Below are 17,750 nucleotides of genomic sequence, written 5' to 3' on the forward strand. Positions count from 1 at the left end.
GACCCACCGGATGCCCGGCTCGGGAATCCCCGGTTCGTACGATGACGTTCTGGAAGTCAGCTGCCGGCCCCACCCAGGCGTCGGCGACTCGGATCAGCATCGGTGCTCGCGCCGACGCCGAACACACACAACTCGGGAGACGGCAGTGGACGAGGTCCGCAACCTGATCATCATCGGCTCCGGGCCGGCCGGCTACACAGCGGCGGTCTACGCCGCACGTGCCAACCTGAAGCCGCTGATCATTGAGGGCGTGCAGTCCGGTGGCGCGCTGATGACCACGACCGAGGTGGAAAATTTCCCCGGCTTCGCCGACGGCATCCTCGGCCCCGAGCTGATGGACAACATGCGCAAGCAGGCCGAGCGGTTCGGCGCCGAGTTCCTCACCGACGACGTGACCCGGGTCGAGCTGGTGGACACCGGCGACGCCGGCTCCGGCGCGGTGAGCACCGTCTGGGTTGGCGAGACCGCCTACCGGGCGCGATCCATCATTCTCTCCACCGGTTCGGCCTGGCGTCCGCTGGGCGTGCCCGGTGAGCAGGAATTCCTGGGCCACGGCGTCTCCGCGTGTGCCACCTGTGACGGCTTCTTCTTCCGCAACCAGCAGATCGTGGTCGTCGGCGGCGGCGACTCGGCGATGGAGGAGGCCACCTTCCTCACCCGCTTCGCGGAGTCGGTGACCATCATCCACCGCCGCGACTCGTTCCGGGCCAGCAAGATCATGGCCGACCGGGCGCTGAGCAACGAGAAGATCAAGGTCGAGTGGAACAGCACCGTCGAGGAGATCCTCGGCGAGGACGGCAAGGTCACCGGCGTTCGCGTCCGCAACGTGCACACCGGCGAGACCAAGGTGATGGACGTGACCGGCGTCTTCGTCGCCATCGGTCACGACCCTCGCAGCGAGCTGTTCCAGGGCCAGGTCGAGCTGGACGACGAGGGCTACGTGAAGGTCCACGCCCCGAGCACCCGCACCAACGTGCCCGGTGTCTTCGCCGCCGGTGACGTGGTCGACCACACCTACCGTCAGGCGATCACCGCGGCCGGCACCGGTTGTGCCGCCGCGCTCGACGCCGAGCGGTTCATCGCGACGCTCAGCTGAAACAAGGAACACATCCCGGAGGAGGGGCATAGTGGGAACAACCAAGGCGGTCACCGACAAGAGCTTCGTCGCTGACGTGCTGCAGGCCGACAAGCCGGTGCTGGTGGACTTCTGGGCGGAGTGGTGCGGGCCGTGCCGCAAGGTGTCGCCGCTGCTCGAGGAGATCGCCCGGGAGATGGGTGACCAGGTCACCATCGTCAAGCTCAACATCGACGAGAACCCGGAGACCGCCCGGGCCTACCGGGTGATGTCGGTGCCGACGCTCACCGTCTTCAAGAACGGCCAGCCGGTGCAGTCGATCGCCGGTGCCAAGCCGAAGGGCGAGCTGGTCCGGCTCATCGAATCGGCCCTCTGACCAGCAGAAACATCAACCGAACCCCGTACCCGCTCGCCGGGTGCGGGGTTCGGCGTCTTCTCGGCCGTACCGCCGACGTATTTCTCGGCCCAGCCACCTCGCCGCCCCGGAACGCATAGCCTCAAGCCTGGGCCGCCCGGCCAGCCAGCGTCGTGCAGAGGGGGTCGTGCGTGCGTCCGATCCGACCCGGTGACCGGGGACCCGCGGTCACGGAGATCCGTACCATCCTGACCGGCCTCGAACTGCTGGCCGCCGCCGGCCCGCAAACCGACGAGTTCGACCTCGACACCGAGCGGGCGGTGCGCGCGTTCCAGCAGTCGCGGGGGCTCAGTGTGGACGGCCGGGTCGGCGCCGAGACCTGGCGCGCCCTGGATGCCGCCCGTTGGCGGCTCGGCGCCCGCACCCTCTACCACGCGGTCCCCGAGCCACTCACCGGCGAGGATGTCCGGTCGCTACAGGAGCGACTGCTGGAGATGGGGTACGACGTGGGCCGCGCGGACGCGATCTACGGCGTCCGGACGTCGCGGGCGGTAGCCCAGTTCCAGCGTGAGGTCGGGCTCACCCCGGACGGCTCCTGCGGCCCACACACCATGAACGCGCTCCGCCGGATCGGCCGCAAGGTGGTCGGCGGCCGCCCGCAGTGGCTCCGCGAATCCGACGCGATCCGGCAGTCCGGGCCGGCGTTGGTCGGCAAGACGGTCGTCATCGACCCGGGGCACGGCGGCACCGACCCCGGGATGGTGGTGCCCGACGGCTCGCTGCGCTGGACCGAGGCGGACCTGGTGCACGACCTGGCGAGCCGACTGGAGGGGCGACTCGCCGCCACCGGGGTGCGGGTGCAGCTCACCCGGGGCCCGTCGCCCGACAGTTGCCTGCCGGACACCGACCGGGCCCTGCTCGCCAACTCGCTCGGCGCCGACGTGTTCATCTCGCTGCACCTCGACGGCCACGCCAACCCGGATGCGGAGGGCGTCGCGACCTACCACTACGGCACCGACAACGGGGTGACCTCGGCGACCGGTGAACGCCTGGCCGGGCTGGTGCAGCGGGAGATCGTCGCCCGCACCGGGCTGCGGGACTGCCGTACGCACGCCAAGACGTGGGAGTTGCTGCGACTGACGCGGATGCCCGCCGTCCGGGTCGAGGTCGGCTACCTCACCTCGCCGACGGACCGCGCCCACCTTGTCGACCCCCGGTTCCGGGACCGGGTGGTGGAGGCGATCGTGGCCGCGGTGCAGCGGATGTACTACCCGATCGAACGAGACGTCCCGACCGGATCGCTCGACGTCAGCGAACTGCGTGCCGTGGTGACCGCCGGCACGGTGGTGGACTGATTCGCCGCCGGGCGTCAGCCGTTGGTGGAGCGGGTGGCCGGAGCCGGACGGACCGGCCGGAGCAAGGTCTCCGGGCTCATCGACCCGAGCAGCTTCTCCAGCGCGTACTCGACGTCGGACTTCCAGCTCAGCGCCGTACGCAGCTCAAGGCGCAACCGGGGGAAGCGCGGATGCGGACGTACGGTCTTGAAGCCCACGGAGAGGAAGAAGTCGACGGGGGCCACGCAACCGCCGGCGGGGTCGTCCGCGTCGCCGAACTTGGCGTCGCCGAACGCCTCGATCGCCTTGATCCCACGCTTGGTCAGATCCCGGGCGACACCCTGCACCAGCATCCGGCCCAACCCGCCGCCGGAGAACCCGGCTACCACGTTGGCCGTCATCAACAGTGCCGCGTCCGCGGAGACCGGTGAGGTCGGGAACGCCATCGAACGGGGCACGTAGGCGGGCGGGGCGTACATCACGAAGCCGGCCGGCATGCCGTCGACGTACGCGAGTTTGCCGCAGGAGCCCCACTCCAGCAGCGTCTGGGAGACCCACGCTTCCTTCTCCAGGCCCGGATCGCCAGCGGCGCAGGCACGGTCCGCGGAGACCGGATCAAGCTCCCAGTAGACGCACTGCCGGCACGGGCGCGGGAGGTCTTCCAACGTGTCGAGGGTCAGGCTGACCAGACGTCGCGACATATGGCGCATCCCCACAATAGGCTCGGTGGTGAGACCGGCATGGAACGACAGCGCCGCCTTCCTGCCCCCGACGAGCGATCGTACGCCGCCGATCGGCGATTCGGGAGGGGACGCGCGAATGCCCACCGCAACGGGGGACGCCGAGGACGGTCCGCCATGTGGTCGATCTGCCTCGGCACGGCGGCAGCACGACTATGGCGGACTAGGATCGACAATCGGTGTGTCCGCCGCCATGGTCAGCGGTGTGCGGGGTACCCGGGGCGGGAGCCACCCGAGCAGCGATCGAGGTGAGGTCATGACCGGCACGACACTCGACGACTACACCGACCGGTACGCCCGGCGGGTACGCGGGATGACCGCCTCCGAGATCCGAGCACTGTTCGCGGTGGCCAGTCGTCCGGAGGTCGTCTCGCTCGCCGGTGGCGCACCGTACATCGCCGCCCTTCCGCTGGACGCGGTCGGCGAGATGCTCGGCCGGCTCGGTTCCGAGCACGGCGTGACCACTCTTCAGTACGGCATTGGTCAGGGGACCCTCGAGCTGCGCGAGCGGATCTGCGAGGTGATGTCGCTCTCCGGGATCGACGCCGCGTGCGGTGCCTCCCCGGAGGACGTCGTGGTCACCGTGGGCGGGCAGCAGGCACTGGACCTGGTGGCCCGGCTCTTCCTCGACCCGGGTGACGTGGTGCTCGCCGAGGGGCCGACGTACGTCGGTGCGCTCGGCGTGTTTCAGGCCGCCCAGGCGCAGGTAGTCCACGTACCGATGGATGCGGACGGGCTCATCCCGGAGGCGCTGGAGACGGCCATCGCCGACCTGGCCCGTGCGGGCCAGCGGGTCAAGTTTCTCTACACGATCCCCACCTACCAGAACCCGACCGGCGTGACGCTCAGCGAGGAGCGCCGGGAACGGGTGCTCGACATCTGCGAGCGCGCCGGCCTGCTCGTCGTCGAGGACGACCCGTACGGGCAGCTCGGGTTCGAGGGTGAGGCCCCGGCCCCCCTGCGGGCCCGCCGCCGCGACGGCGTCTTCTACCTCAGCACCTTCTCCAAGACCTTCGCCCCCGGGCTGCGGGTCGGCTGGATCCTGGCGCCGCACGCGGTCCGCGACAAACTGGTCATCGCCAGCGAGGCGCAGATCCTCTGCCCCAGCGGTTACGCCCAGGCCGCGGTGGCCACCTACCTGAGCACGATGCCCTGGCGGCAGCAGCTCAAGGTCTATCGCGAGGTCTACCGGGAACGTCGCGACGCCCTGCTCGACGCGATGGCCGACCTGATGCCTGAGGGCACCAGCTGGACCACGCCGGCCGGCGGTCTCTTCGTGTGGGCCAGCCTGCCCGACGGGCTCGACTCGAAGGCCATGATGCCGCGAGCGGTCGCCGCCCGGGTCGCCTACGTTCCCGGCACCGGCTTCTACGCCGACGGCACCGGCACCGACGCCATGCGGCTCAACTTCAGCTTCCCGCCGCCGGAGCGGATCCGCGAGGGCGTCCGCCGGCTGGCCGGTGTGATGGAGCAGGAGATCGCGATGCGCCGCGTCTTCGGTGCCGTGGGTGGTGCCGCCGGCCGACGCGGCCGGGCCGGCTCCGACGTGCCCGGGCCCGACTTGGCATGATGCCGGCATGGGTACGACCGCCGAGCACCTCCTCGTGACCGAATCCGCCATCTCGGCCGACCTGCGCGTCGTGGTGCTCGCCGGTGGGCTCTCCTACGAACGGGACGTGTCGCTGCGCTCCGGTCGTCGGGTGCTCGACGCGCTGCGCGCCGTCGGCGTGGAGGCCGAGCTGCGAGACGCGGACGTGGCGCTGCTACCGGCACTCGCGGCCGACCCGCCGGACGCGGTGGTGATCGCACTGCACGGCGCGACCGGCGAGGACGGCTCACTGCGCGGGGTGCTGGATCTGTGCGACGTCCCGTACGTCGGCTGCGACGCTCGAGCCTCCCGGGTCGCCTGGGACAAGCCCTCGGCCAAGGCGGTGCTGCGCGAGGCCGGCATCCCCACCCCCGACTGGGTGGCGCTCCCGCACGATCGTTTCTCCGAGCTCGGCGCGGTCGCCGTCCTGGACCGGATCGTCGACCGTCTGGGCGTACCCCTGATGGTCAAGCCGGCGCAGGGCGGGTCTGGGCTGGGCGGGGCGGTGGTCCGGGACGCCGCCGCGCTGCCCGCCGCGATGGTTGGCTGCTTCGCGTACTACTCCACGGCGCTCGTGGAGCGGTACGTGCCGGGGATGGATGTGGCAGTCTCCGTCGTCGACCTCGGCGACGGCCCGCAGGCACTGCCGCCGGTGGAGATCGTGCCGCGCAACGGCGTGTACGACTACGCCGCCCGCTACACCGCGGGGCGGACCACCTGGCACGCCCCCGCCCGGCTGGACCCGGAGGTGGCCGCCACGGTCGCTGACGTGGCCCTCGCCGCGCACACCGCGCTCGGTCTACGGGATCTCTCCCGCGTCGACGTGATCGTGGACGCGGCCGGCCAGCCGCACGTGCTGGAGGTCAACGTCTCGCCAGGGATGACGGAGACCTCACTGCTTCCGCTCGCCGTGCAGGCGGCCGGGCTGGACTTCGGCCGACTCCTCGGCACCCTGGTCGCCCGAGCAGCCGCCCGCCTCACCAAACACTGACCTAGCCGCCAACCCGTTCGGCCCTGCGGACCACCCGCCGGACGACCATGAGGTTGGCCTGTCCGGGTCAACCTCATGGTCGGGTCCAGATCACTGGGCCGCGCGTACGTCGGGTATGTCGCTGCCGTCGGCGGGCGCGGCCGCGCCCGCAATGCCGGCGCCCTTCTCGGGGACCGTTTTGCTAACGGCTTCTCCGGAGGCGCCCCCGTTGGCCGGGTCGGACGCTGCCGGGTTGGCGGAACCGGCCTCGTCGGCGCTTCCGCTCGCCGGGCCGACGCGGGGCCCGTCGGTGGGTGCCTCCGCCGGGCCCACGTGGAGTCCGTCGGTAGCCGCCGTGGCGGCGCTGCCGGATGCTGCGGCGGTGGAGTTCCTGGTGCCGGAGGCCGTGATGCCGGACAGATTGGTGACGGATGCCGACCGAGCGGGTTCAGCCGCGCTGTCGGTGACGGTGGTCGTCGTCGAGCTGGAACCGGCGTCCGGCTCGACGACCGGTTCGGCCCGGGGCCCGCTGTCGGCGTCGGTCGGATCAGGAGTGGAGTCGAGCGCTGGTTCGGGGATCTCCTCTGCCGCCTCGATGACCGAGACCGCCTCCGTCCCGGCTGCTGCCGCTGAGGCAGCCTCCGCTGCGGCAGCGGCATCCGCGGCAGCGGACTGGGCCAGCAGACTGGACGGCGCCTGCCACTGGATGCGGGGTGGCTCGGCGAGTGGGCGGCCGCCGAACTCGGCGAGCCAGGCCGCGACGAGCGCCAAATTTTCCCGCCACTGCGCCTCGGAGATCGGCGGCAGGATCGAGTCCCACAGGGACAGGAACGTGCCCCGCAACTGAAGACGGCCGTACGGGCGGGCGAGGAACCACATGTGCAGATGAGCCGAGCCGTCGCCCCAGCGATTGACGTGCACCCGTGCCACGCCGTCGAGCGACCGGATGGCCCGCTCCAGACGTACGGTCATCACCCCCAGTTCGGCGGCCAGCAGGTTCGGCAGGTCGCCGAGGTCGAGGTGGGTGCGCGATTCCAGGATGAGCACCATGGGTAGGCCGGTGGGCCGGTCCATGGCGCGGACCCGCCACCGCTCGCCCACCCAGATGTAGGCGTCGTCGGGTGCGTTGCAGGCGGTGCATTCCCGGAGACCCTCGCCCTTCCGGGGCGGTTCGACCGGGACCGGATCATCGAGTTGCTTCACGTGGAGGTCACCCTCGAAGGGAAATGACGGCCACTGGGTGAAGTCCGGGACTGAGGGAGGGTTGTCGTGCACGACGCTGACCCTAACCGAGTCTGGCACCGCTGTCCCTACCTGTTCGAGCGGTCCCGGGCCACCGGATCGGTGCCCATCGCCGACCGGTTGCGCATGGTCGCGCGGGGCGCCGAGAGACGATATCCACAGGCTGCCGAGATCCTGAACACAGGCCGTCATCCACAGGCTCGCACCCGCTCCCACGCGCTGTTTCACGTGAAACGGGGGGTGCCTGTGGACAACCGGTGTGGATAACTTTTCGGCCAGTCGGTCGTTGTCCGCGAACCGCCAAATCGGCGGTGTCGACGGCCGCCGGGGACGAAATCGGACGGGTGCGGTCCGCTCGGCGCCGCGTGTCACCGCCGGCGCGGCAACCAGCCTCCGACGACCGTCCGCTGGCTCAGTTGAGTACACGTCGGCGGTGACGGTTCGGCTCGTCTCGCGGACCGTGCCAGCAGACCTTGGCCTACGGCTTCGACGCCCAGATGCCCGGATGCTCAGGATGCCCAAGGACCAAGAGATCGAACCGCAGTACTGACGTCGAGCGTCTGAGACGGGCAGGCGGCTCCGCTTGGCCGTCGACCCCAGGGCTTCCGATCGGTGCCAGCGAGCCGCGACTTCGGTTTCACGTGAAACCGAGCGCCGGACAGCGAACGCGATCCGGCGATGCGGGCCGGGCTCGCAACGGTCCGGGGTCCGGCGGCCGAGCGGCGCGGCGGCCCAGCGGTCGGGCAGCCCAGCGGCCCAGCGGCCGAGCGGCGCGGCGGCCCGGCGGCGCGGCAGCCCAGCGGCCCGGCGGCGCGGCGGTCCGGCGGTCCGGCGGCCCAGCGGCCCAGCGGTCCAGCGGCTCGGCGGCTCGGCGATCCGGCGGACTCCCACCGAGGTCGCTGCGAGGCTGTTCCGCCAGACTCACCGCGATCGAGATGCTCGGCCCACCTGCAGATGACCACGAAGACGTCGATTAGCGCCACTCAGCGGCTCGCTGGCGCCTTGATCGGCGCAGGGGGTGGTTGCGGTCGAGTGGACCATTCCGGAGCCTTCTGCGACGCGTGTAGAGGATCCACTCGGCACCATGCACTCACCCCAGTGGCCGCCGCCAGTCGCTCGGCACCCGCAGCCGCCGCCCGCCGCTGCGTCCGCCCCGCCACCAGCCGCTCGCGACGCCGACCTCGTCGCCCACCGACTCGCCCGTCGCGACACCCATCGCCGCGCCGACCGCCCGCCGCGCCCGCCGCGCCCGCCGCGCCCGCCGCGCCCGTCACCGCGCCCGCCGCGAGCCGCGAGCCGCGAGCCGCGAGCCGCGAGCCGCGAGCCGCGAGCCGCTTGCGGATTGTGCTTTCGCACGCGCGGGCCAGCAACCGACCCGTCCGCTCACCACTCCCGCCGACTTCTCCTGCGGCTAGAGCGGGACCCCGGGTTGGCTGGCGAAGCGAGAATGACGACGGTCCACGGGTCATGCCGATCTCGAAATCAGGGCCACCGCCGGTTTCACGTGAAACCGCGACGACCCCGGATGCAGAACGGCCGCGCTTCGGGTGGGGTAGCGCGGCCGTGGGCGAGCGGGCGGGGTCAGTCCTCCCCGCTCTCCTCCTGTTGCACTCCGATGATCCCGACGATCCGCTCAAGGTCGTCCACCGTCGCGAACTCGATGGTGATCTTGCCCTTGCTCCGGCCGATGTCGACCTTCACCCGGGTGTCGAACCGGTCCGACAGCCGATCGGCGAGATCGGTCAGGGCCGGCGCGTGCGCCTTGGGTCGCCGCTTCGCTGCCTGACCCTTCGCCGGCCCGTCGTTGAGTGCCAAGGCCACGATCTCCTCGGTCGCCCGAACCGACAGTCCCTCGGCCACGATCCGCAGGGCCAACTGTTCCTGCGCCTCCGCCTCGTCGAGGCTCAGCAGGGCGCGGGCGTGCCCCGCCGACAGGATGCCGGCGGCAACCCGGCGCTGCACCTGTGCGGGCAGGTTCAGCAGTCGGATCGTATTGGAGATCTGCGGGCGACTCCGGCCGATCCGGCGGGCCAACTCCTCGTGGGTGGCGCCGAACTCCTCCAGCAGTTGCTGGTAGGCGGCGGCCTCTTCCAACGGGTTCAGGTTCGCCCGGTGGATGTTCTCCAGCAGGGCGTCGCGGAGCATGGCGTCGTCACGAGTGTCCCGGACGATCGCCGGGATGCTCTCCCGCCCCACCGCCTGGGCGGCCCGCCAGCGCCGCTCGCCCATCACCAGTTCGTACTTCTCATCGTCGAGCTGCCGAACGACGATGGGCTGCAGGAAGCCGACCTCCTGGATCGAGGTCTTCAGCTCCTCCAGCGCCTCCTCATCGAAGACCTGGCGGGGCTGCTTCGGGTTGGGCATGATCGCGTCGACCGGGATCTCGGCGAATCGCGCACCGGGCACCGGGCTGAGCACGGGTTCCGGCTCACGGACCGGCGCTCCGGCCGGCACCGCGGCGACAGCGACGGTGCCCGCGTCGTCCAGGTGCTCGTTCTCCGGCTCGGCCGTCGCGGTGCCAGCGGCAGCCGGCGCCGGCCCGGTCGGGATCAGCGCCCCCAGGCCCCTACCCAGACCGCCCCGAGGACGGTTCTTCATGCCACGCCTCCCAGCGATTCGTCCGCACTACGCATTCCGGCCCACCGGCTCCTTGACGCCTCGCTCGGCGATCTCCTGGGCGGCCTCGAAGTAACTTGTGGCCCCCCGCGAACCGGGATCGTAGGTCATCACCGACTGGCCGTAGCTCGGCGCCTCGGAGACCCGGACGTTGCGGGGGATGACCGCCTGGAGAACCTTGTCACCGAAGTGGTTCCGGACGTCCTGCTCGACGGCGTCGGCCAACCGGGTGCGACGGTCGTACATGGTCAGCAGGATGGTGGAGACGTCGAGCTTCGGGTTGAGGTGCTGGCGTACCAGGTTGATGTTGTTGATCAGCTGGTTGAGCCCTTCCAGCGCGTAGTACTCGCACTGAATCGGGATCAGCACCTCCTGCGCGGCAACCAGAGCGTTGACCGTGAGCAGGCCGAGCGAGGGCGGGCAGTCGATGAAGACGTAGTCGAACTCGCCCGGGTAGGCGGCGATCGCCCGGTCCAGGCGCGACTCCCGGGCAACCACCGACACCAGCTCGATCTCCGCGCCGGCCAGGTCGATGGTCGCGGGTACGCACCAGAGGTTGGGGATGCCCTCGACCGCCTGTGCCACCTCGGCCAGCGGCACGCTGTTGATCAGGCAGTCGTACACGTCGGGGATTCCGGTGTGGTGTGGGACGTTGAGCCCGGTCGAGGCATTGCCCTGCGGGTCGAGGTCGACCACGAGCACCCGGTTGCCGTGCAGGGCGAGCGCCACCGCAAGGTTGACGGTGGTGGTGGTCTTACCCACGCCACCCTTCTGGTTGGCGACGCACATGACCCGGGTCCGGTCCGGCCGAGGCATGGTCACCTCGCCACTGGGATTCAGGATCTGCACGGCGCGCATCGCCTCCATAGCCAACGGTGGGTCATCCTCTTCGCGCGTCGGGGTTTCACGTGAAACGTACGTGGGATCGGCCGCCACGGCGGCCAACGACTCGGTCGAAGCGACCGGTGCGTCGGCGACCGCCGGCGCGGCGTCCCGAGCGGCCGCCGCGGTGGGTTGGTGCGGGACGGCCGGCTCGAAGCGAACCGCAGCGGCGGTGTTGCGGCGGCCCGAGGTCGACCGCACCTCGGCGGCGTTGACCGGTCGACTCGACGCCTCCGGCGTCCGACGACCACTCGCCGGCTCCGGAACGGCCGAGCCCTCCGGCCGCCCGGCACCCGACGAGGGGTCGAGCGGTGCCGGCGGGTCGCTGTCGGTAGGTCGGCTCGATGGCCCGGTCGCGCCGGGCGACCAGCTCGGGTAGTCGGTTTCACGTGAAACGGGATCGCTGGTCGACCCGGTCACGCGTGGATCGTCGTACCTGCCGTCGTCATGCACCTGTCATCCCTGCCCGCTTCGGATGGTCGGTCCGCGCCCCGGTCAACTTGGCCGCATCCACGCCCGCAACCCGGAGCGTACGGCCCGCGGGAGCGGTCGGAGACCCGCGACGTCCGTCACCCGCTCCACACTATCGACGCGCGGTCAGCCTACGGCGGACGGGCGCGGCCGGTCCACGTCGGGTTCTCATCCCCTCGTCCATCCGTACCGGTACAACGAGGCAACCCACCGGCCGGAAGCCCGATGGCGCGAAGTGTCAACCTCGGCGGGAGCGTCCACCCCGGGCGCGCTTCTTGGCCGCCGGCCGGGGCGGGCCGACCATCCGCTCGCGCACGATCTCCACGACCGTGGTGGGCGGATCGATCACCCCGACGCCGCAGAGCTGCACGGCCGGCTCCCCGCCGCCGAGTCGCGCGACCACCTCGGCGTGCTCCTCGATCTCGGCCGCGGCGGACGAGCCCTTGAGCGCCAGCAGTCGACCACCGCGAACCGCCAGGGGAAGACTCCAGCCCGCGAGCCGATCCAGGGGCGCGACCGCGCGCGCGGTCACCACATCTCCGCTGATCGGCTCCCGGCCGCTCGACCCGCTGGCCGCCTCGTCGGCCCGGCCACGGAACACCCGCACCGACCTGGCCAGACCCAGTCGCTCGACGACCTCGATCAGGAACGACGTCCGCCGGGCCAGCGGCTCGATCAGGGTGACCGTGAGGTCGGGACGGGCGATGGCCAGGACGAGACCCGGCAGACCGGCGCCGGAGCCGACGTCGAGCACCGTCGCGCCGGACGGGATCCGCTCGGCGACCGCGGCGCAGTTGAGCAGGTGCCGGTCCCAGATGCGGGGCGCCTCCCGGGGGCCGATCAGGCCGCGGACCACCCCGTCGGTGGCCAGCAGTTCGGCGTACGCGGCGGCCAGGTCGAGACGGTCACCGAAGAGGGTCAGCGCGGCCGGGGCCAGCTCGGGCGGCAACGCCGCGTCGGCCGGTGACGGGGCGGCGTCACGCCCGGTCGATTCGGCATCGGCGTCGACGGTGGCGGGGCGGACAGCGGACGGCCCGGGCGGCGTGCCGCCCGGGCCGGACACGGCGTCGGCCGTGATGTCGTCGTGGGTCACCCGGTCAGTCCGCCGGCCGTACGACGATGCGCCGGTTCGGCTCCACACCCTCGGACTCGCTCGCCACGCCGGACATGGCGTTGACGACGTCGTGCACGCACTTGCGCTCGAACGCGGACATCGCCTCCAGGCGGACCGGCTCGCCGTACTCCTTGACCTTCTCGACGGCGTTCTTGGCGACCGCGGCGAGTTCCTTGCGGCGGTTCGCCCGGTAGCCACCGACGTCGAGCAGCAGACGGCTCGGCGTACCGGTCTGCCGGAAGACGGCAAGGCGGGTCAGTTCCTGGAGCGCCTCCAGGGTGGCCCCGCGCTGACCGACCAGATTCTGCAGCCGCTCACCGACCACCTCGACCATCGGACGGCCGGCGGCGACCAACTCGTCGATGTCGCCGTCGTAGTCGAGGATGTCGAGCAGACCCTCGACGTAGTCGGCGGCGATCTCGCTCTGCCGGAACAGGTCGCCCTCGCCCACAGCCTTCTTCACCCGGGTGCCAGCGGCGGTGTCGGTGTCGTCGTCCGCCTCTGTGTCGTCGGCTTCGGTGTCGTCGCCGTCCACCGCGAGCGTGGCGGTCTCCTCCTCGTCCAGGGACTGCTCAGCGCGGGGGATGCTGGTCTCGGTCACGGTCTCATCTCCGTACTCGCTCGGCCGGACCGTCGGGTCCGACTGGTTTCCCGGGGCCGGCGGGAGGTCGCCGGTGCCCACGGGCACGTCTGTACGGGCAGTGTCGCCCGTGGCCGCGCGGTGCGCGGTCGGTTCCGCCCGGCGTCGGCCGTACGGCGGCTGCGCGGTGCGGAACGGCCGCCGCCGGTGATCCGGCGGCGGCCCTCGCAGGTCAGCCCTGCCGCTTGGCGGGGCGGCTCTTCTTCGGGTTGTTCACCGGCTTGGCGCCCGGCTTCGGCCCGGCCACCTTGGGCGCGGCCGCCTTGACCGGTGCCGGCGGGGCAGTCTTGCCACGACCGAACAGGCCACCGGCCTTGGCCGGCTGCACCGGGTTACGGCTGGCGGCGGGCGCGACGGCCTTCTTGGCGGTCACCGGCGGCGGGAACTTCCGCAGCACCCACTGCTGCTGGCCGAGGGTGAAGAGGTTGTTGGTGACCCAGTAGATGATGACGCCGATCGGGAAGATCGCGCCGGAGATCAGCAGCGACGCGGGGATGCCGTAGAGCATCAGTCGCTGGATCATCCGCTGCTGCGGGTCCTCGGCCCAGCCGGTCTTGAGGATCATCTGACGGCTGGTGAGGTAGGTGGTGGCGATCATGACCAGGACCAGGACACCAGCAATGATCTTCACGGTGCTGCCGTTGGCGCCGAGGCTGGCGAGCTCGTCGGCAGTGGAGCCGAACTTGCCGGCGATCGGGGCGGTGAAGAGCTTCGCCTGCGAGGCGCTCTGGAACTGGTCGGCGGTCCAGCCGTAGAGGGTCTGGTTCCGCTTGTCCGGGTCGAGCCGGCGCAGCACGTGGAAGAGGCCCAGGAAGACCGGGATCTGAAGGAACATCGGAAGGCAACCCATAAGCGGGTTGGCCTTCTCCTTCTTGTACAGCTCCATCATTTCTTTCTGGAGCGTCTCCCGGTCACCCTTGTGCTTCTCCTGAAGCTCCTTGACCTTGGGCTGGAGCGCCTGCATCGCCCGCTGCGACTTGATCTGCTTGACGAAGACGGGGAACAGGATCACCCGGACGGTGACCACCAGGAAGATGATGGAGAGGATCCAGGCGAAGTTGGTGCCGATCACCGCGCCGACGGGCACCCCGATGGCGTCCCAGGCAGAGTGCCAGGTCAGCAGGATCCACGAAATCGCGTAGTAGATCCAGTCGAGACTCAGACTCAATTCGGGGCTCCAGTCACATCAGCACGACGGCGGCCGCCCGGCTCCGGCACCGGGTCATATCCACCAGGGTGAAAGGGGTGGCAGCGCAACAACCGCCGGGCCGCCAGCACGGCTCCCCGGAGCGCGCCATGCCGAACGACCGCCTCCTGGGCGTACGCACTGCACGACGGGTAGAACCGACAGCGAGCCGGCAGTGCCGGACTTATCCACCGACGGTACGCGATGATGGGCGCGATCAGCACCTTGGCACCGGTTGTCGACGGCCGTGGGCTGCTCTGCTCGGTGCCGCTCATCGGGACCGTCGTTCGCGCGGCGACTGGGCGACCGCGATGGCGGCGTCCAGGTCGGTGGCGAGCCGAGGATACGACGCCTGCGCCGCGGCGGGGAGCGCCCGGACGACCAGGGTGCTGCCGGCGGGCAGGTCGGTCAACCGTTCCCGGACCAGCGCCCGCAGTCGGCGCCGGACCCGGTTACGGATCACCGCGTTACCGACCGCCTTGGACACGACGAAGCCGGCACGGGACGGCACGGACGACTGCTCCGCACTGTTGTCCCGTACCGGCTCCGGCGAGGTCGGTGTGCTGGGGTCGACGGTCACCGGCACGGTGAGGTGGACCACGACGGCGCCACGTCCGGCGCGTCGGCCACCACGAACCGCTGCGGCGAAGTCAGTGCTGCGCCGCAGTCGCTGTGCGGCGGCCAGCACGACTGCCCACGTCCCCTGGACCGGCCCGGTCGGCTCAGGCCGACAGGGTGGTGCGACCCTTGGCGCGACGGCTCGACAGGATGGCACGGCCGGCACGGGTGCGCATGCGCAGCCGGAAGCCGTGGGTCTTCGCGCGCCGGCGGTTGTTCGGCTGGTAGGTGCGCTTGCTCACGTCAGGCTCTCCGTTTTCGTACGCGCCCCGCGCGACGGGATCGCCGGGGTCGTGTGGTGGTCCAGGCCACCTCGACGGTGGCCCACGATCGGTGCTGTCCGGCGGAGCGGGACCTCGGCGATGCGGGGATGCGACCGCGGACAGCAAGCACCCATCACCCTAGCAGAGGGCGAGAAAGCAGCCGTTCCAGCCTACGCAGGGGGGCAATGACCGTCAAACACCTCGAGCAGGGGACAACGGGACGCGCCCGAGGCCGAAGGGCGGTTTTCGCTGATGCCGACAAGGGCGCCGCCGCGTCGCCGGTTGATGGCGCAGGGACAACGCTGTTACCGTGCCCGATTGCGGTGAGCGTCGGAAGCTCCGGTCGTCGCGCAGGCAAGACCGGACATGGCAGTGAATCGTTCGGCACGGTGAACCCGCTTCAGCGCCCGTTCAGGCAGGGGCAGGTCCCACCCGCGCCCGGCGGCGGCCACAATCGGTCGGTACACAGGCTGTGGATAACTTGTGGATGACCACCGGTCGACCGTCCGGGTGGGTGTTGTTCCACCCGCGAACGCGGCGGGCCCGGGACGGCCGGCTGGCAGACAGCGGCGGCCGGGAGCAGAAGCGAGGGGGTGGCACGACGGTGGCCGGTACGACCGACCTTGCCGCAGTGTGGTTAGCGGCGACCGACGAGCTCGCCGACGAGATCATCTCCGCCCAGCAGCGTGCCTATCTCCGACTGACCCGGCTGCGAGCGATCGTCGAGGACACCGCACTGCTCTCCGTTCCGGACGCGTTCACCCGCGACGTGATCGAGTCACGGCTGCGCCCGGCGATCACCGAGGCGCTCACCCGCCGGCTGGGCCGACCGATCCAGGTTGCGGTCACCGTTCGGGTGGCCGAGGACGCCACCGGCCGACCGGCCGGCACCGTCTACCGCAGCGCCCCGGAGACCGGGCAGCTCGACATCGACGGTCCGGGTATGGCGTTCGACGACGACCAGGGCGCTCGACCGTCCGCCGACGCGATGATCCCTGAGCAGTCAGCCGCGCCGCGTACCCCCGATCCGGGTCCGCCGCCCGCGCCCGCGGGTCCGCCACTCGCGCTGCCCGTCGACGGGCATCGCGCCGGGTTGATTCCCGCCAGCAGGGACGGGCAGGAGGCGCTGTTCAGCGCTGCCTTCGCGGAGCCCCTGCGGCCCTCCCGGCCGGGTCCGGACCGGCGCGGCTACGACGAGCAGGCCGCCCGCCTGGACCCGTCCGGCCCCGACACCCGGCCCTACGAGCCCCGCTACCGGGACGACTCGGCGTCACCGCGCGACCAGCACGTGATCCGCTCGTTGCCCCGGGACAGCGGAACGGACAGCGGTCCGGGTCGCAGCGCGGTGGACCATCGCGCCGGTGGCCGCGACGACCGTCGGTTGCCCGGTGCCGACACCGGTGGCAACCGGCTCAATCCGAAGTACATGTTTGAGACGTTCGTCATCGGCTCGTCCAACCGCTTCGCCCACGCGGCGAGCGTGGCGGTGGCGGAGTCACCGGCCAAGGCGTACAACCCGCTGTTCATCTACGGGCACTCCGGGTTGGGCAAGACGCACCTGTTGCACGCCATCGGGCACTACGCCACGACACTCGGCAACGCCCGCTCGGTCCGGTACGTCTCGACCGAGGAATTCACCAACGACTTCATCAACTCGCTCCGGGACGACAAGACCAGCGCGTTCCAGCGGCGCTACCGCGACGTCGACATCCTGTTGATCGACGACATCCAGTTCCTGGAGAACCGCGAGCGCACCCAGGAGGAGTTCTTCCACACCTTCAACACGCTGCACAACGCCAACAAGCAGATCGTGATCACCTCCGACCGGTCGCCGCGCCAGCTCGCGACCCTCGAGGACCGGATGCGAACCCGGTTCGAGTGGGGGCTGCTGGCCGACATCCAGCCACCGGATCTGGAGACCCGGATCGCGATCCTGCAGAAGAAGGCGGCGCAGGAGCGGATGTACGCCCCGCCTGACGTGTTGGAGTTCATCGCCTCTCGGGTGTCGAACTCGATCCGGGAGCTGGAGGGCGCGCTGATCCGGGTGACCGCGTTCGCCAGCCTGACCAGGTCGACAGTCGAGCTGTCGCTGGCCGAGGAGGTGCTTCGGGACTTCATGCCCGACGGCGCCGGTCCGGAGATCAACGCTGACCAGATCATGGCCTCGACCGCTGACTACTTCGGGGTGAGCCTGGAGGATCTGCGCGGCCAGTCCAGGTCCCGGGTGCTGGTCAACGCCCGCCAGGTGGCGATGTACCTGTGTCGGGAGTTGACCGAGCTGTCGCTGCCCCGGATCGGGCAGGCGTTCGGTGGCCGGGACCACACCACTGTGATGCACGCCGACCGCAAGATTCGTCAGCAGATGGCGGAGCGCCGCTCGCTGTACAACCAGATCGCCGAGCTGACCAACCGCATCAAGCAGAACAGCTGAGGCGTACGACCGCCGTCGCGCGGCGCACAGCCGCAGGACACGCCCGACCGGATCGCCGGTCGGGCGTTCTTTTTGGGTCAGTCAGCTGGACTCTCGACATGGTGGAGACCACAGCATTGAGGCCGTGACCGCCTCGATCCCCACTCGTTGTCCACAGCTCGTTATCCACCGTCGGTGGATAACTACGGTCCGTCCTCCGCCAGTTACCCACAGGCTGTGGAGAAA

The 17,750-nt window shown here is 70.7% G+C and carries 17 protein-coding genes; 6 read left to right on the forward strand and 11 right to left on the reverse strand.

The features are described from left to right. Positions 1-145 precede the first annotated feature (145 nt). From trxB to FB453_RS18615, 3 genes are all read left to right on the forward strand, one after another. On the forward strand, positions 146-1,096 hold the full coding sequence (trxB, locus tag FB453_RS18605) for a thioredoxin-disulfide reductase (RefSeq protein ID WP_091396582.1): 951 nt from the start codon (positions 146-148) through the stop codon (positions 1,094-1,096). A 31-nt stretch (positions 1,097-1,127) separates the two neighbouring features. Then, positions 1,128-1,451, forward strand: coding sequence for a thioredoxin (trxA, locus tag FB453_RS18610; protein ID WP_030331849.1), 324 nt, complete (start codon positions 1,128-1,130; stop codon positions 1,449-1,451). 170 nt (positions 1,452-1,621) lie between these two features. Further along, positions 1,622-2,785 carry an N-acetylmuramoyl-L-alanine amidase gene (locus FB453_RS18615; protein WP_112583927.1) on the forward strand — a complete coding sequence of 388 codons (1,164 nt, stop codon included), beginning with the start codon at positions 1,622-1,624 and terminating at the stop codon, positions 2,783-2,785. 14 nt (positions 2,786-2,799) lie between these two features. Here the strand turns inward: FB453_RS18615 and FB453_RS18620 are convergent, their stop codons facing one another. Beyond that, entirely contained in the window at positions 2,800-3,465 is a 666-nt protein-coding gene (locus FB453_RS18620; protein ID WP_145791910.1) for a GNAT family N-acetyltransferase, read from the reverse strand. A gap of 295 nt (positions 3,466-3,760) precedes the next feature. Between FB453_RS18620 and FB453_RS18625 the strand changes: the two genes are divergently transcribed. Beyond that, a complete protein-coding gene (locus FB453_RS18625) occupies positions 3,761-5,074 on the forward strand; it encodes an aminotransferase-like domain-containing protein (RefSeq protein WP_112584007.1) in 1,314 nt (437 codons plus the stop codon). Between the two features lie 7 nt (positions 5,075-5,081). After that, a complete protein-coding gene (locus FB453_RS18630; RefSeq protein ID WP_112584008.1) occupies positions 5,082-6,083 on the forward strand; it encodes a D-alanine--D-alanine ligase family protein in 1,002 nt (333 codons plus the stop codon). A 90-nt stretch (positions 6,084-6,173) separates the two neighbouring features. Here FB453_RS18630 and FB453_RS34950 read toward each other — a convergent pair whose 3' ends face one another. From FB453_RS34950 to rpmH, 10 genes are all read right to left on the reverse strand, one after another. Next, entirely contained in the window at positions 6,174-7,112 is a 939-nt protein-coding gene (locus FB453_RS34950; RefSeq protein WP_486480337.1) for a hypothetical protein, read from the reverse strand. Positions 7,113-8,394: 1,282 nt separating this feature from the next. Continuing rightward, positions 8,395-8,520, reverse strand: coding sequence for a hypothetical protein (locus FB453_RS34955; RefSeq protein ID WP_486480331.1), 126 nt, complete (start codon positions 8,518-8,520; stop codon positions 8,395-8,397). A 365-nt stretch (positions 8,521-8,885) separates the two neighbouring features. After that, positions 8,886-9,902 (reverse strand): ParB/RepB/Spo0J family partition protein, encoded by a 1,017-nt coding sequence (locus FB453_RS18645; protein ID WP_145791912.1) that lies wholly within the window; start codon positions 9,900-9,902, stop codon positions 8,886-8,888. A gap of 27 nt (positions 9,903-9,929) precedes the next feature. Then, positions 9,930-11,003 carry a ParA family protein gene (locus tag FB453_RS34265; protein ID WP_486480338.1) on the reverse strand — a complete coding sequence of 358 codons (1,074 nt, stop codon included), beginning with the start codon at positions 11,001-11,003 and terminating at the stop codon, positions 9,930-9,932. Between the two features lie 508 nt (positions 11,004-11,511). Continuing rightward, positions 11,512-12,222, reverse strand: a complete 711-nt coding sequence (gene rsmG, locus FB453_RS18655; protein ID WP_486480339.1) for a 16S rRNA (guanine(527)-N(7))-methyltransferase RsmG — start codon at positions 12,220-12,222, stop codon at positions 11,512-11,514. A gap of 148 nt (positions 12,223-12,370) precedes the next feature. Further along, positions 12,371-12,988: a Jag family protein gene (locus FB453_RS18660; RefSeq protein ID WP_091397533.1), complete on the reverse strand. Its 618-nt coding sequence runs from the start codon at positions 12,986-12,988 to the stop codon at positions 12,371-12,373. Between the two features lie 211 nt (positions 12,989-13,199). Further along, positions 13,200-14,189, reverse strand: a complete 990-nt coding sequence (gene yidC, locus FB453_RS18665) for a membrane protein insertase YidC (protein WP_145792152.1) — start codon at positions 14,187-14,189, stop codon at positions 13,200-13,202. Between the two features lie 2 nt (positions 14,190-14,191). Continuing rightward, the gene (gene yidD, locus FB453_RS18670) at positions 14,192-14,488 is read right to left on the reverse strand and encodes a membrane protein insertion efficiency factor YidD (RefSeq protein WP_091396555.1); all 297 of its coding nucleotides are present in this window, start codon (positions 14,486-14,488) and stop codon (positions 14,192-14,194) included. After that, positions 14,485-14,901, reverse strand: a complete 417-nt coding sequence (gene rnpA / locus FB453_RS18675) for a ribonuclease P protein component (protein WP_145791919.1) — start codon at positions 14,899-14,901, stop codon at positions 14,485-14,487. The genes yidD and rnpA overlap by 4 nt, the downstream gene beginning before the upstream one ends. Before the next feature lie 34 nt (positions 14,902-14,935). Next, positions 14,936-15,073: a 50S ribosomal protein L34 gene (gene rpmH, locus FB453_RS18680; protein WP_007453904.1), complete on the reverse strand. Its 138-nt coding sequence runs from the start codon at positions 15,071-15,073 to the stop codon at positions 14,936-14,938. Between the two features lie 508 nt (positions 15,074-15,581). Between rpmH and dnaA the strand changes: the two genes are divergently transcribed. Beyond that, positions 15,582-17,525, forward strand: coding sequence for a chromosomal replication initiator protein DnaA (dnaA, locus tag FB453_RS18685; protein ID WP_486480332.1), 1,944 nt, complete (start codon positions 15,582-15,584; stop codon positions 17,523-17,525). Positions 17,526-17,750: the final 225 nt, after the last annotated feature.

This window comes from Micromonospora sp. CNZ322, from assembly GCF_007827755.1.

Excerpts from the sequence above, each read along its gene's own strand:
- FB453_RS18620 (WP_145791910.1), bottom strand. The coding sequence starts at position 3,465 with ATGTCGCGACGTCTGGTCAGCCTGACCCTCGACACGTTGGAAGACCTC.
- FB453_RS18625 (WP_112584007.1), top strand. The coding sequence starts at position 3,761 with ATGACCGGCACGACACTCGACGACTACACCGACCGGTACGCCCGGCGG.
- FB453_RS18630 (WP_112584008.1), top strand. The coding sequence starts at position 5,082 with ATGGGTACGACCGCCGAGCACCTCCTCGTGACCGAATCCGCCATCTCG.
- FB453_RS34950 (WP_486480337.1), bottom strand. The coding sequence starts at position 7,112 with ATGGTGCTCATCCTGGAATCGCGCACCCACCTCGACCTCGGCGACCTG.
- FB453_RS34955 (WP_486480331.1), bottom strand. The coding sequence starts at position 8,520 with ATGGGTGTCGCGACGGGCGAGTCGGTGGGCGACGAGGTCGGCGTCGCG.
- FB453_RS18645 (WP_145791912.1), bottom strand. The coding sequence starts at position 9,902 with ATGAAGAACCGTCCTCGGGGCGGTCTGGGTAGGGGCCTGGGGGCGCTG.
- yidD (WP_091396555.1), bottom strand. The coding sequence starts at position 14,488 with ATGAGCGGCACCGAGCAGAGCAGCCCACGGCCGTCGACAACCGGTGCC.
- dnaA (WP_486480332.1), top strand. The coding sequence starts at position 15,582 with ATGACCACCGGTCGACCGTCCGGGTGGGTGTTGTTCCACCCGCGAACG.